18 protein-coding genes and 1 pseudogene are annotated in these 22,199 nt (G+C 60.4%); 10 read left to right on the forward strand and 9 right to left on the reverse strand.

Features of this window, described 5'->3' with window-relative positions:
* Nucleotides 1–715 precede the first annotated feature (715 nt).
* The 6 genes from ACA072_RS02480 (at nucleotide 716) to ACA072_RS02505 (ending at nucleotide 7,958) form a co-directional block, all read left to right on the forward strand.
* Nucleotides 716–1,324, forward strand: a complete 609-nt coding sequence (locus ACA072_RS02480) for a YqiA/YcfP family alpha/beta fold hydrolase (protein ID WP_497622890.1) — start codon at nucleotides 716–718, stop codon at nucleotides 1,322–1,324.
* A 54-nt stretch (nucleotides 1,325–1,378) separates the two neighbouring features.
* Complete coding sequence (parE, locus tag ACA072_RS02485; protein WP_497622891.1) at nucleotides 1,379–3,283, forward strand: DNA topoisomerase IV subunit B; 1,905 nt, start codon at nucleotides 1,379–1,381, stop codon at nucleotides 3,281–3,283.
* Nucleotides 3,283–4,272 (forward strand): esterase-like activity of phytase family protein, encoded by a 990-nt coding sequence (locus ACA072_RS02490; protein ID WP_497622893.1) that lies wholly within the window; start codon nucleotides 3,283–3,285, stop codon nucleotides 4,270–4,272. The genes parE and ACA072_RS02490 overlap by 1 nt, the downstream gene beginning before the upstream one ends.
* Nucleotides 4,269–4,793, forward strand: coding sequence for a retropepsin-like aspartic protease family protein (locus ACA072_RS02495; RefSeq protein ID WP_497622895.1), 525 nt, complete (start codon nucleotides 4,269–4,271; stop codon nucleotides 4,791–4,793). The genes ACA072_RS02490 and ACA072_RS02495 overlap by 4 nt, the downstream gene beginning before the upstream one ends.
* 7 nt (nucleotides 4,794–4,800) lie before the next feature.
* A complete protein-coding gene (gene parC / locus ACA072_RS02500) occupies nucleotides 4,801–7,068 on the forward strand; it encodes a DNA topoisomerase IV subunit A (protein WP_497622897.1) in 2,268 nt (755 codons plus the stop codon).
* Nucleotides 7,069–7,244: 176 nt separating this feature from the next.
* Entirely contained in the window at nucleotides 7,245–7,958 is a 714-nt protein-coding gene (locus tag ACA072_RS02505; protein WP_461956876.1) for a PqiC family protein, read from the forward strand.
* Nucleotides 7,959–8,225: 267 nt separating this feature from the next.
* Here ACA072_RS02505 and ACA072_RS02510 read toward each other — a convergent pair whose 3' ends face one another.
* The gene (locus tag ACA072_RS02510) at nucleotides 8,226–9,758 is read right to left on the reverse strand and encodes an AhpA/YtjB family protein (protein ID WP_497622899.1); all 1,533 of its coding nucleotides are present in this window, start codon (nucleotides 9,756–9,758) and stop codon (nucleotides 8,226–8,228) included.
* Nucleotides 9,759–9,893: 135 nt separating this feature from the next.
* Here ACA072_RS02510 and serB point away from each other — a divergent pair, with 135 nt between their 5' ends.
* Nucleotides 9,894–11,108: a phosphoserine phosphatase SerB gene (serB, locus tag ACA072_RS02515; protein WP_054053330.1), complete on the forward strand. Its 1,215-nt coding sequence runs from the start codon at nucleotides 9,894–9,896 to the stop codon at nucleotides 11,106–11,108.
* A gap of 145 nt (nucleotides 11,109–11,253) precedes the next feature.
* On the opposite strand, the gene ACA072_RS02520 is transcribed toward serB, so the two are convergent.
* Nucleotides 11,254–13,032, reverse strand: a complete 1,779-nt coding sequence (locus ACA072_RS02520; RefSeq protein WP_497622902.1) for a cyclic-di-GMP receptor FimW-related protein — start codon at nucleotides 13,030–13,032, stop codon at nucleotides 11,254–11,256.
* A gap of 236 nt (nucleotides 13,033–13,268) precedes the next feature.
* On the opposite strand from ACA072_RS02520, the pseudogene ACA072_RS02525 reads away from it, so the two are divergent.
* Nucleotides 13,269–13,631, forward strand: a pseudogene (locus ACA072_RS02525) (lectin OAA family protein); the annotation flags it as partial.
* A 57-nt stretch (nucleotides 13,632–13,688) separates the two neighbouring features.
* On the opposite strand, the gene asd reads toward ACA072_RS02525, so the two are convergent.
* From asd to ACA072_RS02540, 3 genes are read right to left on the reverse strand one after another with little or no spacing between them, the layout of a single operon-like run.
* On the reverse strand, nucleotides 13,689–14,549 hold the full coding sequence (gene asd / locus ACA072_RS02530; protein ID WP_497622903.1) for an archaetidylserine decarboxylase: 861 nt from the start codon (nucleotides 14,547–14,549) through the stop codon (nucleotides 13,689–13,691).
* 18 nt (nucleotides 14,550–14,567) lie between these two features.
* The gene (locus ACA072_RS02535; RefSeq protein ID WP_497622905.1) at nucleotides 14,568–15,383 is read right to left on the reverse strand and encodes a rhodanese-like domain-containing protein; all 816 of its coding nucleotides are present in this window, start codon (nucleotides 15,381–15,383) and stop codon (nucleotides 14,568–14,570) included.
* 42 nt (nucleotides 15,384–15,425) lie between these two features.
* Entirely contained in the window at nucleotides 15,426–16,964 is a 1,539-nt protein-coding gene (locus ACA072_RS02540) for an HDOD domain-containing protein (RefSeq protein ID WP_497622907.1), read from the reverse strand.
* A gap of 166 nt (nucleotides 16,965–17,130) precedes the next feature.
* Here ACA072_RS02540 and motA point away from each other — a divergent pair, with 166 nt between their 5' ends.
* Both motA and motB read left to right on the forward strand, forming a co-directional pair.
* A complete protein-coding gene (motA, locus tag ACA072_RS02545) occupies nucleotides 17,131–17,982 on the forward strand; it encodes a flagellar motor stator protein MotA (protein ID WP_461978900.1) in 852 nt (283 codons plus the stop codon).
* A gap of 3 nt (nucleotides 17,983–17,985) precedes the next feature.
* The gene (gene motB / locus ACA072_RS02550; protein ID WP_497622909.1) at nucleotides 17,986–19,014 is read left to right on the forward strand and encodes a flagellar motor protein MotB; all 1,029 of its coding nucleotides are present in this window, start codon (nucleotides 17,986–17,988) and stop codon (nucleotides 19,012–19,014) included.
* A 43-nt stretch (nucleotides 19,015–19,057) separates the two neighbouring features.
* Here motB and ACA072_RS02555 read toward each other — a convergent pair whose 3' ends face one another.
* The 4 genes from ACA072_RS02555 to rsgA all read right to left on the reverse strand — a co-directional run bounded on the left by ACA072_RS02555 (nucleotide 19,058) and on the right by rsgA (nucleotide 22,156).
* Nucleotides 19,058–19,543, reverse strand: a complete 486-nt coding sequence (locus ACA072_RS02555) for a toll/interleukin-1 receptor domain-containing protein (RefSeq protein WP_497449910.1) — start codon at nucleotides 19,541–19,543, stop codon at nucleotides 19,058–19,060.
* Complete coding sequence (locus ACA072_RS02560) at nucleotides 19,543–20,502, reverse strand: caspase family protein (RefSeq protein WP_497622911.1); 960 nt, start codon at nucleotides 20,500–20,502, stop codon at nucleotides 19,543–19,545. The genes ACA072_RS02555 and ACA072_RS02560 overlap by 1 nt, the downstream gene beginning before the upstream one ends.
* Before the next feature lie 3 nt (nucleotides 20,503–20,505).
* Nucleotides 20,506–20,913, reverse strand: a complete 408-nt coding sequence (locus tag ACA072_RS02565) for a TIR domain-containing protein (protein ID WP_010464205.1) — start codon at nucleotides 20,911–20,913, stop codon at nucleotides 20,506–20,508.
* A gap of 211 nt (nucleotides 20,914–21,124) precedes the next feature.
* Nucleotides 21,125–22,156, reverse strand: a complete 1,032-nt coding sequence (gene rsgA / locus ACA072_RS02570; RefSeq protein ID WP_010464204.1) for a small ribosomal subunit biogenesis GTPase RsgA — start codon at nucleotides 22,154–22,156, stop codon at nucleotides 21,125–21,127.
* Nucleotides 22,157–22,199: the final 43 nt, after the last annotated feature.

A 22,199-nucleotide genomic window follows, 5' to 3' on the forward strand; every position in this document is an offset into this window, starting at 1 on the left:
CGACCAATATCTTACGGATGTACAAAATTCCCCTGTGGGAGTTGGCTTGCCTGCGAAGGCGGCCTGACAGCCGACCAATATCTTGCGGATGTACAAAATTCCCCTGTGGGAGCTGACTTGCGATGGCGGCCTGACAGCCGACCAATATCTTGCTGATGTACAAAATCCACTGTGGGAGCTGGCCTGCCAGCGATGGCGGCCTGACAGCCGACCAATATCTTGCTGATGTACTTAATTCCACTGTGGGAGCTGGCCTGCCAGCGATGGCGGCCTGACAGCCGACCAATATCTTACGGATGTACAAAATTCCCCTGTGGGAGTTGGCTTGCCTGCGAAGGCGGCCTGACAGCCGACCAATATCTTGCGGATGTACAAAATTCCCCTGTGGGCGCTGGCTTGCCTGCGATGGCGGCCTGACAGCCGACCAATATCTTGCGGATGTACAAAATTCCCCTGTGGGAGCTGACTTGCCTGCGATGGCGGCCTGACAGCCGACCAATATCTTGCTGATGTACAAAATCCACTGTGGGAGCTGGCCTGCCAGCGATGGCGGCCTGACAGCCGACCAATATCTTGCTGATGTACAAAATCCCCCTGTAGGAGCGAGCCTGCTCGCGAAAGCGTCAGTTCAGGCGCCTGTAATCCCGAGGATATCCCCGATCCACCCGACTCCCTGTAAACTCCGCCTTCTTTACCCGACGCACAGGGAGTTCAAATGTCCGGTTCGATCCTTTATATCCACGGTTTCAACAGCGCGCCTTCATCGAAAAAGGCCACGCAGCTGGTGCACGTGATGGAACGGCTGGGTTTGAGCGATCAATTGCGCGTTCCGGCCTTGCATCATCATCCGCGCGAAGCCATCGGTCAGCTAAACAAGGCGATTGAAGAGCTGGGGCGGCCACTGCTGGTCGGCAGCTCACTCGGCGGCTACTATGCGACTCACCTGGCCGAGCGCCATGGCCTCAAGGCCCTGTTGATCAACCCTGCCGTCAGTCCGCACCGGATGTTCGACGGGTATCTGGGGACGCAGAAAAACCTGTATACCGATGAGGCCTGGGAATTGACCCACGACCACGTGACGGCCCTGGCCGAGCTGGAAGTGCCGGCGCCCCGGGATTCGCAGCGGTATCAGGTGTGGTTGCAGACCGGCGACGAAACGCTGGACTATCGCCTCGCCCAGCAGTATTACCGCGCTTGTGCCTTGCGTATCCAGGCCGGCGGCGACCATAGTTTCCAGGGTTTTGCCGCGCAATTGCCGGCAATGTTGAGTTTTGCCGGCATCGGCGCAGATTTGTATCAGGCGATCGATTTCACAGCACTGTGAGTCGTCGCCTCTTTTTCACTGAACACTCTTTTTACAGGCGGACGACGAGACCCCATGGCCACTCCCAGCGCTAGCTCTTATAACGCAGACGCCATCGAAGTCCTCTCGGGCCTCGACCCGGTGCGCAAACGCCCCGGCATGTACACCGACACCAGTCGGCCGAACCACCTCGCCCAGGAAGTCATCGACAACAGCGTCGACGAAGCCTTGGCCGGGCATGCGACGTCGGTGCAGGTCATCCTGCACGCCGATCACTCCCTGGAAGTCAGCGATGACGGCCGTGGCATGCCGGTGGACATTCACCCGGAAGAGGGCGTTTCCGGGGTCGAGCTGATCCTCACCAAGCTTCACGCGGGCGGCAAGTTTTCCAACAAGAACTACCAGTTCTCCGGCGGTCTGCACGGGGTGGGTATTTCGGTGGTCAACGCCTTGTCGACCGAAGTCCGGGTGCGCGTGAAGCGTGACGGCAACGAATACCAGATGACTTTCGCCGACGGTTACAAGAAAACCGATCTGGAAGTGATCGGCACCGTCGGCAAGCGCAACACCGGCACCAGCGTGTTCTTCGCGCCGGACCCGAAATACTTTGATTCGCCGAAATTCTCCATCAGCCGCCTCAAGCACGTGCTCAAGGCCAAGGCCGTTCTGTGCCCGGGGCTGCTGGTCAGTTTTGAAGACAAGGCCACCGGCGAGAAAGTCGAGTGGCATTACGAAGACGGCCTGCGCTCCTACCTTGTCGACGCGGTCAACGAATTCGAGCGCCTGCCGGACGAGCCGTTCTGCGGCAGCCTGGCTGGTAACAAGGAAGCGGTCGACTGGGCGCTGCTGTGGCTGCCGGAAGGTGGCGATAGCGTGCAGGAAAGCTATGTCAACCTGATCCCGACGGCGCAGGGCGGTACGCACGTCAACGGTCTGCGTCAGGGCTTGCTCGATGCGATGCGCGAGTTCTGCGAATTCCGCAGCTTGCTGCCGCGCGGTGTGAAGCTGGCGCCGGAAGACGTCTGGGAGCGCATCGCTTTCGTGCTTTCGATGAAGATGCAGGAGCCGCAATTTTCCGGCCAGACCAAAGAACGTCTATCGTCCCGTGAAGCGGCGGCTTTCGTATCCGGTGTGGTCAAGGATGCGTTCAGCCTGTGGCTCAACGCCCATCCGGAAACCGGCATGCTGCTGGCGGAGCTAGCGATCAACAACGCCGGCCGTCGTCTCAAGGCCAGCAAGAAGGTCGAGCGCAAGCGCATTACCGCGGGGCCGGCACTGCCGGGCAAGCTTGCCGACTGCGCCGGGCAGGACCCGATGCGTTCCGAGCTGTTCCTGGTGGAAGGTGATTCCGCTGGCGGTTCGGCCAAACAAGCGCGGGACAAAGAGTTCCAGGCGATCCTGCCATTGCGCGGCAAGATTCTGAACACGTGGGAAGTCGACGGCGGCGAAGTACTGGCCAGCCAGGAAGTGCACAACATCGCCGTGGCCATCGGTGTCGATCCGGGCTCGGCGGACATCGCCCAGCTGCGCTACGGCAAGATCTGCATCCTCGCCGACGCCGACTCCGACGGTCTGCACATCGCTACTTTGCTTTGCGCCTTGTTCGTCCAGCATTTCCGCCCGTTGGTGGATGCCGGTCACGTCTATGTCGCGATGCCGCCGCTGTACCGCATCGACCTGGGCAAAGAGATTTACTACGCCCTCGACGATGCGGAGCGCGATGGCATTCTCGATCGTCTGGTGGCCGAGAAGAAACGCGGCAAGCCGCAGGTCACCCGATTCAAAGGTCTGGGTGAAATGAACCCGCCGCAGCTGCGCGAAACCACCATGGACCCGAACACTCGGCGTCTGGTGCAGCTGACGCTGGAAGATTACGACGCAACCGCAGAAATGATGGACATGTTGCTGGCGAAGAAACGCGCCGGTGATCGTAAATCCTGGCTCGAATCCAAAGGCAACCTCGCCGAGGTCCTTGGCTGATGCGGGTTGGCTTTGCCCTGGCGTGTGCGTTACTCCTGACTTCCGTTTCGGCATTCGCCGAACCGGCACCGGAGTTGCGCCTGTTGTCCGAGCATCCCGTCGACGGTATGCGCGGCGGCAACCTGTCGGGGCTGGCCCAGTGTGGCAAGGATTTGTGGACGATCTCCGATCGCGATGATGACCAGATCTACCGCCTCGATACCCGCGACACCGTCTGGCAGGCCGAAACCGTGGGCATCGGCGTTCCGCCGGTGCCGGACAGCGGTTTGCCCTGGGGTTTGCGTTCGCGGGCCTGGGTCGCGGCGTTTGTACGAGGCGGCGACCTGGATTTTGAAGGCATCACCTGCGACAGCGCCGGTAATCGCTACATCGTCAGCGAGTCCCATGCGGCAGTCCTGCAAGTGCCGCCCGTTGGGCCTTCGTCCTGGCTGAAGATCTCGCCGATGCTGGTTCGCGAAGCGCGGGCCAGCGGCATGCTGTTGCAATTCAATGCGCTGTTCGAGGGCCTGGCGATCAATCCGGCAGGCGATCAAATGTGGCTCGCCGCCGAGCGTCAAAGCCGTGGCTTGCTGCTGATCAAGCGCAAACAGACGGTGTGGGATTGCGACGGTGGCTGCGTGTTGCTGAGCGAGGCGGGGAAAGAAATGCAGCCGGCACAATTTCCGCGGGCCAAAGCCGTCACTCGGGACTTCGCCGATGTATCGCTGTTCAACGGCAAGCTGTTTACCCTTGATCGCAACGCTTACCAGATCTGCCGCCGCGACCCGGCGACGGCCAAGGTCGAGCGTTGCTGGTCGTTTGCCGATGAAGCCTTGCAGGAACACCGCCGCTATCAAAATCCGTTTGGTCTGACCGAAGCGTTGATAGTCGATGCCGAGGGTGCCTGGGTCGGCACTGACAACAACAACGATGCCCGCGCCGATGGCGAGGTTCGTCCGGTTGTCTGGCGCTTCGCCGCGCCTGAAGGTGGCTGGAGTGCCAAGCCGTGAGCCAGCAGACGCCGGGGAAACGCGCCGGCCGGGTGTTCATGGTGCTGGCCTGGTGCGCGGCGCTGTTTCTGGCGACGCGGTTTTTCGGGCAGTGGGAGGATCGGCAGCAAAATCCCAATGTGGTCGTCAGCTCGGAGCAGGGCGAAGGGTTTATCGAAGTGAAACTGGCCAGTAACACCCAGGGGCACTTCGTCGCCAGCGGCCAGATCAACGGCCAGCCGGTGGATTTCATGCTCGATACCGGGGCAACCGACGTGGCGATCCCGGCCCAAATGGCCAAACGGCTGAAACTGGAACAAGGCTTCGGGGTGACCCTGAGCACCGCCAACGGTCGCACCGAGGGTTATCGAACCCGCGTCGACCGGCTGCAACTGGGCGACATTGTGCTGCGTGATGTGCGCGCCATCGTCGTGCCAGGCCTGGATGGCAAGCAAGTGCTGCTCGGTATGAGCGCGCTGAACAAACTTGAATTTACTCAGCGCGGTGGCACCATGCTGCTGCGCCAGACAACGAACCGATGAGGCCCGCATGAGCGACATCCTTGCAGACAGCTTAGACGGCGTAGAACGCCGATCGCTGGCTGACTTCACCGAAAATGCCTACCTCAACTACTCCATGTACGTGATCATGGACCGTGCCTTGCCGCATATCGGCGACGGCCTGAAACCGGTACAGCGGCGCATCATCTATGCGATGAGCGAGTTGGGGCTGGACGCCGATTCCAAGCACAAGAAATCGGCGCGTACCGTCGGTGACGTGCTCGGTAAATTCCACCCGCACGGCGATTCGGCCTGCTACGAAGCCATGGTCCTGATGGCCCAGCCGTTCAGCTACCGCTACACGCTGGTCGACGGCCAAGGTAACTGGGGGGCGCCGGATGATCCCAAGTCCTTCGCCGCCATGCGTTACACCGAGGCGCGGCTGTCGCGTTATTCCGAAGTGCTGCTCAGCGAACTGGGCCAGGGCACCGCGGACTGGGGCCCGAACTTCGACGGTACGCTCGACGAGCCGCTGGTGTTGCCGGCACGTTTGCCAAACATCCTGCTCAACGGCACCACGGGCATCGCCGTGGGCATGGCCACTGACGTTCCGCCGCACAATCTGCGCGAAGTCGCGACGGCTTGCGTGCGTTTGCTCGATGAGCCAAAAGCCACCGTCGAGCAGCTCTGCGAACACATTCAGGGCCCGGATTACCCGACCGAAGCAGAAATCATCACGCCCCGCACCGATCTGCTGAAAATGTACGAAACCGGCAAGGGCTCGGTGCGCATGCGCGCCGTGTACCACATCGAAGACGGCGACATCATCGTCACCGCGTTGCCGCATCAGGTCTCCGGTGCCAAGGTGCTGGAACAGATTGCCGCGATGATGCAGGCCAAACCGTCCAAGGCCCCGCAGATCGCTGACCTGCGCGACGAATCCGACCACGAGAACCCGTGCCGGATCGTGATCATTCCGGGCGCGCGGAAAAACTTTGACCACGACGCACTGATGCAGCACCTGTTCGCCAGCACTGAGCTGGAGTCGAGCTACCGGGTCAACATCAACATCATCGGCCTGGACGGCAAGCCGCAGCTGAAAAACCTGCGTGCGCTGCTGGTCGAGTGGCTGGAGTTCCGGGTCCAGACCGTACGTCGTCGTCTGCAATTCCGTCTCGACAAGGTCGAGCGTCGCTTGCACCTATTGGACGGTTTGTTGATTGCCTACCTCAACCTGGATGAAGTGATCCACATCATCCGCACCGAGGAACACCCGAAAGCCGCGCTGATCGAGCGTTTCGCCCTCAGCGAAATCCAGGCCGACTACATCCTCGATACCCGTTTGCGTCAGTTGGCGCGACTGGAAGAGATGAAGCTGCGTGCCGAGCAGGACGAACTGCTCAAAGAACAAGCCAAGCTGCAAGCTCTGTTGAGCAGCGAAGCCAAGCTGAAAAAACTGGTGCGCACCGAGCTGATCAAGGATGCCGAAACCTATGGCGACGACCGCCGTTCGCCCATCGTTGAGCGCACCGAAGCCAAGGCCCTGACCGAGCACGATCTGCTGCCGAACGAGAAAGTCACCGTTGTGCTGTCGGAAAAAGGCTGGGTCCGTTCTGCCAAGGGCCATGAGATCGACGCTACCGGGCTTTCCTACAAGGCCGGGGATGGTTTCAAGGCTTTGGCGCCGGGGCGTTCCAACCAGTTTGCGGTGTTTATCGACTCCACCGGTCGCAGCTATTCGGTGGCCGCGCACACGTTGCCATCGGCCCGTGGCCAGGGCGAGCCGTTGACCGGCCGTCTGACGCCGCCGCCAGGAGCGAGTTTCGAATGCGTGCTGATGCCGGATGACGATTCGCTGTACGTGATCGCCTCCGACGCCGGCTACGGCTTCGTGGTCAAGGGTGAAGACCTGCAAGCCAAGAACAAGGCCGGCAAGGCGTTGTTGAGCTTGCCGAACAACTCGAAGGTCATTCTTCCGCGCCCGGTAACGGATCGCGAGAACAACTGGCTGGCCTCGGTGACCACCGAAGGTCGCCTGCTGATCTTCAAAATCAGTGATCTGCCACAATTAGGTAAGGGCAAAGGCAACAAGATCATCGGGATCAACGGTGAGCGTGTAGCCAGTCGCGAAGAATATGTCACGGACATCGCCGTACTGCCGGATGGCGCCACCTTGGTGCTTCAGGCCGGAAAACGTACGTTGTCGCTGAAAGCGGACGACCTCGAACACTACAAAGGTGAGCGTGGACGTCGTGGTAACAAACTGCCACGTGGCTTCCAGCGGGTCGATGCGCTGCTCGTCGAAAACCTCAATTAAGCGTCCTAGAGCGCTCGATCTACGATTTAACGCGTAGATCGACGCTTTGCCGCTGGAGTCGGAACGCATATTCACGGATGATATGGCCTTTCAAGCGCCGGCGTGGCCGAGCGTTCTTCATATTTATTGAGTATTTTCACTGTGGTTAGCCTTGTGGCAACCACCTGGATGGGACGATGACTGCTCTGCGCCTTCCTTTTATTTTGATGCTCGCCGGCGTTCTTGGCCTGGCGGGTTGCAGCGTTCACCAACCGGTGTCGCTGTATCAGCTGGACAGCGGAAGTCCGGCTCAGCCTGCGCAAAGCGCGGGCATGGCGGTTTTGCTGGGCCCGGTAACGGTTGCGGATTACCTGCAGCGCGAAACCCTGTTGCAGCGACAACCCGATGGCAGCCTGCAGGCATCGCTTGACGGTCGTTGGGCGGGCAGCTTGTCTTCCGACATCGATCAGTTATTGCTGCGTCAGGTAGCGGGTCATCTAGACAGCCAGCGCGTCGTGCTGGCGCCTGCGACCGCCGGCTTCACGCCGGATGTTCAGGTGCTGATGACGATCACTCGACTGGACTCGGGCGAATCGCAACCGGCGATCCTGGATGCGCAATGGCGTCTGATCGACCGTCGTGGCCAGGTTCGCGACAACCGCATCATTCACCTGCAGGAGCAGCACGCAGGCGGCACGGCGGCTCAGGTTCAGGCACAGGGTGTGTTGCTGCAGCGTCTAGCCGAGCAGTTGTCGGTAGCGCTCAAGCCACTGGCTAACCAGCCACCGATTGCCGAAGCGCCAAAAAAACCGGCTGCCAAGCCTGTGGCTCCGGCGGCAGAACAAGAGAAACAGCCGAAGATCCCGATGGCTTCGCCAATCCGCACCGATATGGAAGTGTTCAGGTTCTAAGCCTGGATTGATTCAACACAAAGCCCGCAGAGAAGCGGGCTTTGTTGTTTCTGCAGGGGCTTGTAGCAGCTGTCGAGCCTGCGAGGCTGCGTTCGAGGACGAAGTCCTCGCAAATCCTGTGAGTGCGTTATATCCGAATGCACCCATTGCCCCTTACGACTGCTGCGCAGTCGAACGCAGCCTCGCAGGCTCGGCAGCTGCTACATGAAGCCAATAAAAAGCCCGCAGACGATCACTCGTGTGCGGGCTTCTTTGTAACGGGGCTATTTACGCCCGACGCTCATGCATCCGCGCCAGTTGCCGCTCCAGCATTGAAGGATAAGGCTCCATCAACCGCTCCACACAGCACGCACCCTCAGGGCTGGCGATCGGGCGGATCCGTGCACGCTGGCGGATCAACGCGTCGTCACTGATCTTGCGCTCCACCAGCAGCAGGTTGCGGCTGTGTTGCGACAAGGCCAGTGCATCCTGAGCGGCTTCGGTCAACAGCAGATCGATCTGGCTCAGGCCGAACAACTCGTCGCCCAGTGTCAGCCCCAGCTGCAATTGCAGGGTGATGCCGCTGTCAGCGACTTCGATCTGCAACTGATGGCCCAGCGCTCGCAGCAATTCACCACAGCAGATCGCGTTGGTCAGGTAATCGTCGCCGCTGTCTTCGGTGTGGAACAACATCAGCGTGCTGCCATCGTTCAGGGTGTGCAGTTCGCTCTGGTAGAGCGAGGCCGCCTGATCGAGGCAATCGCGATAGCGTTTGAGCAATTCTTCCAGACGTGTACGGGGCAGGCGACGCAGTTGTTCCTGAGCGCCCAGTTGCACGGCCAGAACTGCGCTGTGTTGAGGCACGTTCGAGATCACCGGTTTTGCGACCGGTTTCGGTGCAACGTCGGTCGATTCGTCACGCAAGTCGGCAAACGCATCATCGTCATCGTCGTCTTCAACGGTGCTGACACTGCGCCGTGGCGCAGGCTTGAGGCCAGCCACGGGCTTGCTTTCATCGAAGCTCGGATCCCGCAGGTTACGCACTTCGAAGCTCGGCTCGTTGTCGTCGGCGTCTTCGTAGTCGCTTTCGTCGTATTCCGGCTCAGGCACAGGTTCCGGTTCGGCCGGCTCCGGCGCGAAGTTGGCGTGCAGCTGACGGGCCAGGTCGCCGATCTCGTCCTGACGCTCGGTGGCCGGGGTGTATTCGTCGATATTGCGAAGCCACACGCGCAGTTGCAGCAGCGGCGTGGAGATGTGCCGACCCAGGCGTAAGCTCAAGGCCAGGGACAGGGCCAGCAGAATCGCACTCAAAATGCCCATGCTTTGCAGGCTGATGGTCATCGGCTGCTGGAACTGATCCATGTCCAGGCTGATGCGCAGTTGCCCGGCGGTCACGTCCTGGAAGGTGATCTTGCTCTGGTACATGCCCTCTGCTTCGCCCAACAGGCTGTGCTTGGGGCGCTGACCGGCTTCGGCGAGGATGCGGTTATCCACGCTGTAGATGGCGGCGTGGGCCACCAGCTTGTTTTTGGTCAGGTTGTTGAGCAGCACGTTGAGGCTGAGGATGTCGTTGGACACCAACAGCTCCGTGGCGGAGGTGGCGGTCTGCGTGGTCAGGCTTTCGCCCAGCGCATCCGCCTGCTCGTGCATGGCCTGCTTGAACTGCAAACCCATCACGCAGGCATAGATCACCAGGGCCAGAGCGACCAGGATCACGTTATGGCTGGCGATGCGCAATGCAATCGGTACACGGCGGTGGCGCAGTGCACGGAAGATCAGCAGAAAGAAGTTATCGGTTTTTACTGGCGTGGGCCGGTTCACTTGAGCTCGGCTCTTTTGTCCGTGAAGTTGACGCGCAGTATAGCGACAGGCCCTAGACCGGCAAAGCGCTCACGGTGCCCGATGGTCACTGAAAGTGGGTAGAATGCGGTTTTTTTCCACTTGCGGGGGTGCGCCTTGCGCGAAATCGTCCTGATAAACATCACGGGAGTCGACCGACCGGGTCTGACTGCGGCCATCACCGGCGTTCTGGCCCAGGGTGGTGTGAACATTCTCGACATCGGTCAGGCGGTGATCCATGACACCCTGTCGTTCGGCATCCTGGTTGAAATTCCTGATACCGAGCAAGGCAAGTCGGTGCTCAAGGACATCCTGTTCAAGGGTTACGAGCTCGATCAGCAGGTGCGTTTCACCCCGGTGTCCGAAGAGGATTACCAGCAGTGGGTCGGCAACCAGGGCAAAAAGCGCCACATCGTGACGCTGTTGACCCGCAAAGTGACCGCCGGGCAATTGCAGGCCGTGAGCTCGATCACCGCCAAATATGGCCTGAACATCGATCACATCGATCGCCTGTCCGGGCGCATGCCGCTGGACACCCCGGCCGACAAGGGCAAGGGCTGCATCGAGTTTTCCGTGCGTGGCGAAGCGGCTGATCCGCAGGCGCTGCGGGCCGAATTCCTCAGCGTTGCCCAGGAACTGAATGTCGACATCGCCTTTCAGGAAGATTCGCTGTTCCGCCGCAACCGCCGCCTGGCGGTGTTCGACATGGACTCGACCCTGATCGAAGCCGAAGTCATCGACGAACTGGCCAAGGCTGCCGGCGTGGGTGACCAAGTGTCGGAAATCACCGAGCGGGCGATGGCCGGCGAGCTGGATTTCCGCGCGAGCTTCAAGGAGCGCCTGGCCTTGCTCAAAGGGCTGGACGTCAGTGTGCTGGACTCGATCGGTGCTTCGTTGCGTCTGACCGAAGGCGCCGAAACCCTGTTCGCCGAACTCAAGCGCCTGGGCTATAAGACCGCGATCCTGTCCGGCGGCTTCACCTACTTCGCCAAGCAATTGCAGGCCAAGCTGGGTATCGACTACGTATTTGCCAACGAACTGGAAGTGGTCGACGGCAAGGTTACCGGCGTGGCGGTTGAGCCAATTGTTGATGCACAGCGCAAGGCGGATCTGCTGAAGGAACTGGCGCACAAGGAAGGTTTGCGTCTGGAGCAGACCATTGCGGTCGGCGACGGCGCCAACGATTTGCCGATGCTGGCGATTGCCGGTCTGGGCGTGGCGTTCCGGGCCAAGCCGCTGGTGAAACAGTCGGCGAAGCAGGCGATTTCCACCCTTGGGCTGGATGGCGTGCTGTATCTGCTGGGCTTTCGGGATCGTGACGGGCAGCTCTGAGATTTGTATTGATTGATAGGGCCTCTTCGCGAGCAAGCCCGCTCCCACATTTGATCTGTTGTGGACACACTATTTGTGAGCACCAGAGATCCAGTGTGGGAGCGGGCTTGCTCGCGAAGGGGGCGCCGCGGTTTTTCAGACCATCTCAAAGCGACTTCCACAACGAATCAAAATCCTCCTCGACGCCGCTCACTGCGGCGTTGTCGTTTCTGCTCGCCTCCAGCGAGCGATAAGCAAACTGATTAAAGCTGTTGGTGCTCGCCACCCGCCGATCCAGTCCGGCGCGGCGTTCCTGGCCGTTGGTGTTTATCAGCACTTTGCTGCCCTCCTGGAAGGGCAGGCGCGGGGCGAGCAGTGTGGCGGGGAGGTCGATGGCGCTGATTTCCGGCAGCAACAGGCCACGCAAATACTGACTGTGATCGTCCCGCGTTCTCACCAGTTGCAGCCCGCAAGGCTCGGCGTAAGGCGCGACCTGTTCGATACCCATCTGCGTACCACCGCCACGCACCTGACGAATCCAGCGCACCACCGCGATACTCCAGCCCTGATTGGCAGAGTCCTGGATGCCAACCATCTCGCCAGCCTGCAACTCGGCGGGCACCGCGTTGGGCCATGCCAGGCAATAACCGCCGGGGCTGTGGTTGATGACCGGCAGGGCGTACGTCGGAAAATGCCGATTACTATCAGCCGCCTCATGACTGTCGTCGTTCTGAAGGTGCGGGTATTCAATTTCTTCGTAAGGCAGCAAGGCATCGGCCGGGGCGTGGGGCGCCGCGTCGAACGCCTGACTCCATTGATCGCTTGCCCGTCCCGCCGGAGACGTGGCGGAGAACTGCGCGAGCCGGGTGCCGGGTTTTTTCAGAATATCGCTGAACGAACGTTCCCCTCCCAGATAGAAGTGCAGCGCGCTCATGCCCACGCACAGGGTCAAGGTGCCGTGGCCGACGGTGCGTTGAAAGCTGCGCTCGGCCGCCTGGCCCCACGCGGCATGCAAGTGTTGCAGCGTATCCAGGCTGAGCCCGCTCGGTACCGGCAGCGGCGGTGTGCCGACAGTGCCTTGCAAATGCGCTTCAATGGCGGCGACCAGTGGCTGCGGATCAATCCCCAGCAAACTGTCCTGCTGCTCGGCCCGGAACTTCGAGCGATAGCGCGGCCCGGTATCCAGGTCCGGCGCGACAGCAAACAATCCATCCGCGGGTTGGCCGGGTTGCAACTTGATCCATTGGCTCCAGGGCTCCAGTACCTCGGCGAGCCGGGCGATCTGGTTCTGGCGCAGTTGATTGCAGCGTGAGGCGCCCAGCAGAAGGGCGGTTACGTAAGTCTGTTCGATGCTGAGGGTTTGCGTCTGGCTGGCCAGTTCATCGCGCAGGCTCAGGTGCTGGAGTTTATGTGCGCAAGCGATCCGGTACAGCTGATGCAACTCCAGCCACAGGCCTTCCGGCACCGGGCAATACAGTTGAGTCGAGCGAATCAACGGGCCGTTCAGGCAATGGATCGCCCGTTGCAGCGCTTGGGTCAACAGCGAGGCTCGATCCTTGCTGAAGCGAGGGGTGATGCGCACGACGATCTGTTTGTAGCCAATCGCCAAGTGGCTTTGCAGGGCCTGGCAGAGGTTGGCGATCTTGCGCGAACGCTCGTCGAGCACGATCGCCTGATGCAGGAAATGCCGTTCCAGGTGTTTGCAGACGTAATACACCTCGGGTCGCAACAGTTCGAGCAGTTGCAGGCGATTGTCGCTGGGGGTGAGCAGTTGGTTGAGTTCGCTCAAGCCTTGATAGAGCAGGCGAGCGGTTTCGCCGATGTTGGCTTTGGGCAGGTTGGCGATCCAGCGCTTGAGGTCGCGTGGCGTCGGTTCACAGAACGACAGGCGCAACTGCGTCGGGATCGGTGCACGTAGCAGCAGGTGGGGACTGGTCTCATTCATGCCGTGGAAAACTCCAACCGGAAAATGGGCAGTGAATGACCTGACTGTAGCACCTACAGATGTCGACCGTTTGTCTGTCAGCCGAGTGCTGCTCGGGTGTACTACTAATCTGACACACGTGCGACTGGATACGCACAGTCGTATGGCCTGCTGCCTACGCAGGGCAGGTCTCTTGTAACTTCAAGGAGATGAGGTTCATGTCTAAATACGTAGTGGCAAATTAATGGGGCGGTAGTTCGGCACCCTGGCATCCGGGCGGAGACTGGGTGTTAGGCGCGCGGGACAACCAGAACGTGGTCGCGATCGAGATCAAATCGGGCGATGGCGGGAAGAGCTTCACCGGCACCATGACTTACGCCGGTGAAGGTCCCATTGGCTTCAAGGCTCAACGCACGGGCCAGAACCAGTACAACGTGGAAAATCAGTGGGGCGGCAACGACGCTCCATGGCATCCGGGTGGCAAGTGGGTCATCGGCGGCCGTGATAATCAGAACGTTGTCGCGTTGAGCGTCACCTCCAATGATGGAGGGAAAAACCTCAGTGGCACCAATACTTACGCCAACGAAGGGCCGATCGGTTTTCGTGGGCAGATAGAGTAACGGCGCTACCGAAATGTCCGCCCCTTCGAAGACGTTCGACGGGGCGGATTAGCCAGATCAGGCGTTTGGCAGGCCCATGCCCTGGCCCATCTGTACCGGCGAACCGGCCGCCAGTTCTTCAGCCCATTTCACCTGGTCCGGCCCGAACAGCACGACAGCGGTCGAACCCAGTTTGAAGCGACCCAGTTCCGCGCCTTTCTCCAGATGGATCGGCGCACGGGCGGCTTCGTCGTAACGGAAGGTTTTCAGCTCGCGTTTCGGCGGCGTCACCAGCCCGGCCCACACGGTTTCAATCGACGCCACGATCATCGCGCCCACCAGCACCACGGCCATCGGCCCGCGCTCGGTGTCGAAAATGCACGCCACGCGCTCGTTGCGGGCAAACAGTTCCGGCACGTTTTCGGCGGTGGTCTGGTTGACCGAGAAAATCCGGCCCGGGATGTAGACCATCTCACGCAAGGTGCCAGCCAGTGGCATGTGCACACGGTGGTAGTCTTTTGGCGACAGGTAAATCGTCGCGAAATCGCCGCCCATGAACGGCGCCGCATTCGCGGCATCACCGCCCAGCAACTCCAGGACGCTGAAGCTGTGGCCCTTGGCCTGGAACACGCGACCGTGTTCGATCGGGCCGAGCTGGCTGACTGCGCCGTCGGCCGGGCTGAGGATCGCGCCCGGGGTTTCATCCAGTGGACGGGCGCCTTCTTTCAATGCGCGGGTGAAGAACGCGTTGAAGTGCTCGTAAGCCGTCAAGTCTTCGACCAGCGCCTGGGACATGTCCACCTGATAGCGCTTGGCGAACCAGGCGGTAAAGGCGTTCTTGAACCAGCGCACGCGGCATTCGGCAATGCAGCCGGCCAGTCGCGAGAGCAAGTGGTGAGGCAGCAGGTATTGGCTGAGGATAAACAGACGCTTATTCATTAACTGTCCTTAAAAACCTTAAATCTCTACGGGCGTGTCGGGGTGGTTGCCCCATTCGCCCCAGGAACCGGCGTAGCCTTTGACCCGCGGATAACCGAGGGATTTGGCCACCAGATAAGTGAAGCCAGAGCGATGGTGAGTCTGGCAGTGGGTAATGATTTCTTTGTCTTGGGTGATGCCGAGTTGTTCGAGGATCTGCGGCATGTCCGTGCGGATGCGCAAGTTGCGCGCCTGATCCATGCCGGCCGTCCATTCGAAATTCACCGCGCCGGGAATGTGCCCGGCCTTGGCTGCCAGGACTTTCTCGCCGGAGTATTCCAGCGGGCCGCGCGCGTCCCAGATCGCCAGGTCAGCGGCGCCGAGACGGCTTTGCAGGTATTCGCGGGTGGCCGTCGGTTCGTCGTGCAGGATCAGTGCAACCGGGCCGCCAACGGGCGCCGGGATCTGGATCGACATGGGCATGCCATCTGCCAGCCAGGACGTCAGGCCACCGTCGATGTAGTGGTATTTCTTATGACCGATGACATCCAGCAGCCAGATAAAACGCCCGGCCCAACCGCCGCCTTCATCGTCATACACCACGTAGACCGCATCGGGGTTGTGTCCCAGCTCGCCGAACAACGTTTCGAGTGCCGCTTGCGGCGGCATCAGCCCTGGCGCAGGCGCCTGACCGAGTTGCGTACGCTTGGGATCGACAAAACGCGCACCGGGAATATGCCCTTCGGCATAGCGGGCGCTGCTGGTCAGGTCCACCAGAATCAGTTCGCGGGACTCAAGGCGAGGGAGCAAGTCGCTCGGCTCGATGACCAGCGCCAAGCCAGAGAAGTCAGACATGTGAGGTCTCCAGAGCACAAAGGGGAGGATTGTAGCGCAGCCTTATTGGCCGCGCTGGCTAAAGCTATGGAGTGCCTTTTCAATGCACTGCGCGGTTTTGCCAAAGGCTTGCACGGTAATTTCCGAAAAGGGTCCGCCGCCCTGATCCGCAACAACTACCATGATCACCCGACCATTATTGACCAGTGAGCGCAGCAGCAAGTGTTCACCGCGAAACTGCGCACGCAGGCTGGCGGGTAACAAGGCCGTAAACTGGGCGTTGTTGGCCGGGGTCAATCGAACTTGGGCCTGTTGCGAGAGCAGCCGTTGCAGCACGGTGCTCTGACTGACGACCACGTTCAGGCCCGCCGCTTCTTTCTCTAGCCCGGCCGTTTGATGCGCACGCAGATTGGCGTGGGTGCGGTCGGCCATCAAAATCATCACCCGACGCATGCCGCACGCGACGAGGGCGTCTCGGGCAGAGGTGGTCAGGTGCATCGCATTGGTGAAGCGGCTCGGCTCGACCAGCAGCTCGGCGCATTGTTTACGCCACGCCGTCAGGTCTTCGGTGGTCGGCGCCGGTGCCGGCAATAAACCGGCGTGAATGCGGTTTACGCCCGCTGGCCAGATCAGCGAGACGGCAGGGTGCCAGAGGTCCGGCATTGCATGCTGGCGCGCACTGTTGGCGGCCTGTTGATGCAATTGCTGCTGCACGTCGCTCATCGGCATTTGCAGGTAAAGGCTGGTCAGGTACTGCCAGCGCTCACTGTGCGGACTGTCCCAGGCCTGTTGCGCCGACAGTGCCAGCCCGTTGGCCAGCAACACGGTATTGGCCGGCTGGTTGAGCCAGCGCCGCAGGGTCGGATCGTCATCGAGACGGTTTTGCTGGCGCAGGGGATGCTCGCTGTCCCGGGCAATGCGCAGGACTTTGACCAGTTCGCGCTGCTCGTTGAGCAGCAACCGATAACCTTGTTGCACCCAGATCGGCAGGCGCCAGATGTCCACCAGTGCCTGGCAGATGTCCAGCAGGCGAACGCCGAACAGGTCCTTTTCGACTTTGCGCGCTGACTGGCCCTTATGAATGACCCGCAGTTCCCACTCTTCAAGCAACTGCGGATGAGTCAACGCCATCGGCCACAGCGGCGAGAGAAACAGCAGGCTGCCCCAGTGGATGTCCTGCCACAGGCGCGCCAGGCGACCGGCGAAAAAACCGTTGGCCTGTTGAGTCGCATGCTGGCTGATCAGCTGCAACTGACGCAGCGCCACGGGTATCTGTGATTGAGGTTCGGCAGGCAATCGGGCGAGCAATTCTTCGGTGCGTTTCAACCCGAGTCGATTGATCGCCACCTCAAGGTTCTCAGCAGGCTCGGTCATGCTGCCGTGGGTGTGGCGGTTGGCTTCGCGAATCACACTCAAGGCCAGGGCCGGGCTGTCCTGCAACAGTTCGGCGATGTCGCGAAGCGAGCTGCGGTTATCGGCGAGGGCCTTGCAGACGCGGTCGTGACTGTCTTGCGGAACCGGCAGGCGCACGCCATCGAGAAGCTTTACCCAGCCTTCAAGCGTGGTCGGTTTCGGGGTTGGGATGTTCGTTTCGTTAGCCATGGTTGGACGTGATCATCGTCTGCATTACCTATGCCCCCAGAGGGCTAAATTAGCTTTTCGCTTGAACTGGCTATAGTCTGGCGCAGTTTTGCCGATAAGTAGAAGAAGAGATTTTTTAACTTCCGAATATGACCTTGAACCCGACTCAGTAAGTGCTCTCCTACCTATGGCTAAATTAATCGGCATCATCGTCGTATTCGCGAGCGTGCTCGGCGGATACGTGCTTTCCCACGGCAAGATTGCCGCCCTGATCCAGCCTTTCGAGGTGTTGATTATCGGGGGCGCGGCCCTCGGTGCATTCCTGCAGGCCAACCCGGGTCACATGTTCAAACACGTTCTCAAGAAATCCTTGGGAATGTTCAGCTCGCGCTTCAACCACACGTTCTATCTGGAAGTGCTGGGCCTGATCTACGAGATCCTCAACAAGAGCCGCCGCGAAGGCATGATGGCGATCGAAGGCGACATCGAAGATGCCGCCGCGAGCCCGATTTTCGCCAAGTACCCGGCCGTCCTGAAAGATGACCGCATGACCGCGTACATCTGCGATTACCTGCGCATCATGTCCTCCGGCAACATGGCTCCCCACGAGCTCGAAGGCCTGTTCGACATGGAGCTGACTAGCCTCAAGGAAGATTTGGATCATCCTTCTCATGCGGTGAACGGCATCGCCGACGCCATGCCCGGTTTCGGTATCGTCGCGGCCGTGTTGGGTATCGTGGTGACCATGGCCTCCCTGGGTGAAAGCGATCAGAAAATGATCGGCGTACACGTGGGTGCGGCACTGGTGGGTACTTTCTTCGGTATTCTCGCCGCCTACGGTTTCTTTGGCCCGCTGGCCCATGCCCTGGCCCACGAAGCCAAGGAAGAACTGAACGTCTACGAAGCCATCAAGGCATCGCTGGTGGCTTCGGCTTCCGGTATGCCGCCATCGCTGGCGGTGGAGTTCGGCCGCAAGGTTCTGTACCCGGCGCACCGTCCTAGCTTCGCTGAGCTGGAACAAGCGGTTCGCGGTCGCTAAGTCATGGAAAATAACCAGCCGATAATCATCAAGCGCGTAAAAAAATACGCGGGCGGGCATCACGGGGGCTCCTGGAAAATCGCCTTCGCTGACTTCGCGACGGCGATGATGGCGTTCTTCCTGGTGCTGTGGCTGCTGTCCACCGCCACGCCGGAACAGAAGATTGCCATCGCCGGTTACTTCAAGGACCCGGTCGGCTTTTCCGAAAGCGGCACGCCGTACATCATCGATCTGGGCGGTTCCCCGACCCTGGCGCCCGAGAACACCCTCAACCCCGAGGTGAAGTCTCAGCCGCAGCCGGACCGCGTCACCGTCGACACCGAACAGGTCGAAGGCATGGCCGAGCAGGTCGAGAAGGAACGCCTGGAACTGTTGCTGCAAGAGTTGCAGAACAAGGTCGATGAAAATCCGCAGTTGCAGAAATTCAAGGACCAGATCCTGTTCGAGATCACTCAGGACGGCCTGCGCATCCAGATCATGGACGCGGAAAACCGGCCGATGTTCGACTCAGGCTCAGCGCGTCTGAAACCGTATTTCGAAGACATCCTGCTGGCCATGGCCGACACCATCAAAGCGGTGCCGAACAAGATCAGCATCAGCGGCCACACCGATGCCAAGCCGTACTCGGGCACCGGTGATTTCGGCAACTGGGAACTCTCGGCCAACCGTGCCAATGCCGCTCGCCGTGCGCTGGTCGCCGGCAGCTATCCGGATCAGCAAGTGGCGCGGGTGGTCGGTTATGCCTCGTCGGCGCTGTTCGATCGCGATAACCCGTTCAACCCGGTCAACCGCCGGATCGACATCGTGGTGCTGACCAAGAAAGCCCAGCGCGCCATCGAAGGTTCGCAAGGTGCTGAACCGGCGCCTGCTCCAGCGCAAGGTCAGGGCGGTCCGGGCGAAGTGCCGACCGCGCCGGTCGATCCGAACGCCTTGCCGGCGGATAAACAACCGCTGCCGGCCCATGAGCTACGCGAGCGACTGAATATCTTCGAAGACCCGGCACCGAAACCGGCGGAACCGCCGAAGCAGTGACCCACAAAAAAGCCGCGAGATGATCGCGGCTTTTTTGTGCCTGTCAGAAGCCGCGACGGATGCGGTTTTTGAGCTGGTCGTGAAATAGGTCGGCGTCGCTCTTGTAGGTGCCGCCAACGGATTCGCTGAAGGACTCCATTCCTATTGAGCGTTTGGACATGGACTCTTTGCGGTAGGCATCGATGAAAAAGCTGAGGTCGACATCGTTGCTCAGTTTCGGCCATTTATCGAGGTACAGCGGCAGCGCGCTGGCCCCGATCTTGTAGGAGCAGATCCTGCGATCACTGATGGTCGCTTCACCGATTTCGAACGGCACCCACCAGGACATGGCAGTCTCCTGCGAGACCACCGCCAACAAGTGCGTGCATTCGGTAATGTTGCGGGTGATGACGGTCGTAATGTCGTCGGTTTGCTGGGATTCGGTGTCCAGCACATCGAGATAGGTTTTGATGTTCGCCTGTTTCAGGCGTGCATTGATGACCATTGCCTGGGCGCGGTCGGTGTGCCGGTAGCTGATAAACACTGGCATCAGAAATGTCCCTTGATCGCGAGTTCGCGGTAATAGGCGCCGAGGGCGGTGAGGCGGCAACCGGTGGAGTTCAAGGCGGCGTAGTACATGTGCTCGGCGTCCACCGGTTCAATCAGGCTGTGGCGATTGCACTTTTGCAATTGAGCAAAAACTTCGCCGTGGTCCGGGTCGAACGATGTTTCGGTCGGTTCGTAGCTGGGGTCGAGCGCAAAGACATGGCTGGGCTCCGGGAACCAGTCCTTGAGTTTGCGCAGGGTCTCTTCGGCGATCAGTGGAGTGACCTCACGCAAGGGGACAAATTGCGAGACGTTGGTCTTGAACACTGGCCGTTGTTCCCACGCTCCCAGTGCGTTGTCGACGAACGAATACACGCTGCCGGGAGTGACTTTGCCCAATACGTTGGCGGCTCCACCGTGCAGCGCTTGCAGCAGCAGATCGGTAAACACGCCGTGGCCGCGTCCTTCAAGCGCAACCTGATCTTTTTTGCAGGCAGTGAGAATGGTCATGCCTTCGCCGATGACGCTGCTGCCGCCGCGTAACCCGCGCATCGCGGCGGCTGCGCCAGCCTGGCAGCAGTCGAGAATGATGATTTTGTTCTTGATGTGGGGAGCGTTGTCCGCCCAACTCAATAGGTCGCTGATGCGGATGCCATCGCCACCCGGAGCAAAGTCCTGAGGGATCAGCAGCCCCTCGTCGATGCTGGTATCGAACTGGCCGTGGCCGGCGAAATACAGCAGCGCCACATCGCAATCGCCGGAAAACAGGCTTTGGATGTGCCGCTTCATGGCCGTCAGCGAAAGGTCATCTTCGGCCGAGGTCAGCACCTTGCTGCTGAAGTTCGGCCGCCCATTGGCGTGACGCTCCAGCACCGAGGCCATGGCCATCGCGTCGTTGTTGCATCCGCTCAAAGGGGAGACGTGAGCGTAATGGTTGATCCCGATGAACAATCCCTTGCGCATGGTTCACCCCGCCGCGTGAGTGCGAATGGCACTGATGATGCTGTTGGTGTTCCAGGCGCATTCGGCATGTGCCGCCTGACGTACCACGGCAGAAATCCGCTCCGCACCAAACGGTTTGACCGCAATGATCACCTTACCCATGCGCCGGGCGATCTCGATCTCCTTGTTGATCCACTTGCTGTACGTGGAATACATCCCTGCCATGATCAGGACCGCCGAGCAGGGCCTGATCTTGTTCTCGATGGCTTCTTCCAGTTGTTTATCGGTCTGCGCGCCGATGATCGGGTTGTCCGTCGGCACTGAAAAATTTTTGAATGTGAAGCCGGGTTTTGCGTTGAGCAGCCGCACGAGGTTGTCGTGGGCGTGGGGATAACTCCACGAGTGGCTGATGAACAAATGATAGGTTTGCATGGATGTCCCTCGGTATCGCCGGAGTGCTTAGAGGGCTTGAATGTATGCACTTGGATGGCCGCAACAAGGTCTGAGCGGTTAAAGAGAAGTGTCCTTCAAACAGGCGCGAAGAGGCCTTACAGAAAGGTCTGACGTTTAATTCGAAAGGATTTTTGTAGGACGGACGAGCCACCCACCGCCCCGAAAGGCTCGGGGCGGTGGGCGTTTCTGTTTAGTAGCTGGTTTCGGGCAGGCTGGCGATGATCGAGCGGTAGCTGTTCATTCGTTGTTGCTGCACGCGACCCTCTTCCAGTGCCTTGAGCAGGGCGCAACCCGGCTCGCGATCGTGCTTGCAGTCGCGGAAGCGGCAGGTGCCGATCAGGTCGTTGAACTCGATGAAACCAGCTTCGACGTCGGCGCGGCTGACGTGGCCCAGGCCGAATTCGCGGATGCCCGGGGAGTCGATCAACTCACCGCCACCGGGGAAGTGGAACAACCGCGCGGTCGTGGTGGTGTGGGTGCCCTGGCCGGACAACTCGGACAACGGACCGACACGGGCTTCGACTTCCGGCAGCAGACTGTTGACCAGCGAGGACTTGCCGACGCCGGACTGGCCGACGAAGACGCTGATGCGTCCGTCCAGCTGCTTCTGCAGTTGTTCCATGCCGTTGCCGTGGTGCGCCGAGACTTCCAGCACCGGGTAACCCAGCGTGCGGTAAACCGCCAGCAAGGCATTCAACGCCGGGGCGTTCTGCTCGTCGATCAGGTCGAACTTGTTGAGCAGCAGCAGCGGCCGGATGCCGGCGTGCTCAGCTGCAACCAGGTAACGGTCGATCAGGTTCGCATGAGGCTCGGGCAGCGGGGCGAAGACGATGACGATCATGTCGACGTTGGCGGCTACAGGCTTGAGCTGGCCACGGCTGTCCGGACGGCAGAGTTCGGTTTTACGCGGCAGTTGCGCCACGATCACACCGATGCCCTGGTTGCCGGCACGCCAGACCACCTGATCGCCGGTCACCAGTGCAGGCAAGTTGGCGCGCAAGTGACAACGGAACACTTCGCCGGCCAATTCGCCTTCAAGGGCTTCGACTTCGACCTGCACACCGAAGTGCGCGATCACCAGGCCGGTCTGTTCCGGACCCAGGTCGCCGCCCTCAAGTGCCTCGACAGCCGAGGACTCGCGTTTGGCGGCGCGGGCAGCGCGTTCGCCTTGGATCTTTTCGATGCGCCAGTTTTGACGACGATTGAGTTGGCGTTTGGCCATGGGTGTTCCGTATCAAGAATGCAGCGATTAGGTAAAACGGCCG

Source organism: Pseudomonas sp. LBUM1656, from assembly GCF_059716065.1.

Excerpts from the sequence above, each read along its gene's own strand:
- ACA072_RS02535 (WP_497622905.1), bottom strand. The coding sequence starts at position 15,383 with ATGTCTGACTTCTCTGGCTTGGCGCTGGTCATCGAGCCGAGCGACTTG.
- ACA072_RS02555 (WP_497449910.1), bottom strand. The coding sequence starts at position 19,543 with ATGCCAGTGTTTATCAGCTACCGGCACACCGACCGCGCCCAGGCAATG.
- motB (WP_497622909.1), top strand. The coding sequence starts at position 17,986 with ATGGAAAATAACCAGCCGATAATCATCAAGCGCGTAAAAAAATACGCG.
- ACA072_RS02560 (WP_497622911.1), bottom strand. The coding sequence starts at position 20,502 with ATGCGCAAGGGATTGTTCATCGGGATCAACCATTACGCTCACGTCTCC.
- ACA072_RS02520 (WP_497622902.1), bottom strand. The coding sequence starts at position 13,032 with ATGAATGAGACCAGTCCCCACCTGCTGCTACGTGCACCGATCCCGACG.
- ACA072_RS02540 (WP_497622907.1), bottom strand. The coding sequence starts at position 16,964 with ATGGCTAACGAAACGAACATCCCAACCCCGAAACCGACCACGCTTGAA.
- ACA072_RS02505 (WP_461956876.1), top strand. The coding sequence starts at position 7,245 with ATGACTGCTCTGCGCCTTCCTTTTATTTTGATGCTCGCCGGCGTTCTT.
- parE (WP_497622891.1), top strand. The coding sequence starts at position 1,379 with ATGGCCACTCCCAGCGCTAGCTCTTATAACGCAGACGCCATCGAAGTC.
- ACA072_RS02565 (WP_010464205.1), bottom strand. The coding sequence starts at position 20,913 with ATGCAAACCTATCATTTGTTCATCAGCCACTCGTGGAGTTATCCCCAC.
- ACA072_RS02480 (WP_497622890.1), top strand. The coding sequence starts at position 716 with ATGTCCGGTTCGATCCTTTATATCCACGGTTTCAACAGCGCGCCTTCA.
- rsgA (WP_010464204.1), bottom strand. The coding sequence starts at position 22,156 with ATGGCCAAACGCCAACTCAATCGTCGTCAAAACTGGCGCATCGAAAAG.
- ACA072_RS02490 (WP_497622893.1), top strand. The coding sequence starts at position 3,283 with ATGCGGGTTGGCTTTGCCCTGGCGTGTGCGTTACTCCTGACTTCCGTT.
- motA (WP_461978900.1), top strand. The coding sequence starts at position 17,131 with ATGGCTAAATTAATCGGCATCATCGTCGTATTCGCGAGCGTGCTCGGC.
- parC (WP_497622897.1), top strand. The coding sequence starts at position 4,801 with ATGAGCGACATCCTTGCAGACAGCTTAGACGGCGTAGAACGCCGATCG.
- asd (WP_497622903.1), bottom strand. The coding sequence starts at position 14,549 with ATGAATAAGCGTCTGTTTATCCTCAGCCAATACCTGCTGCCTCACCAC.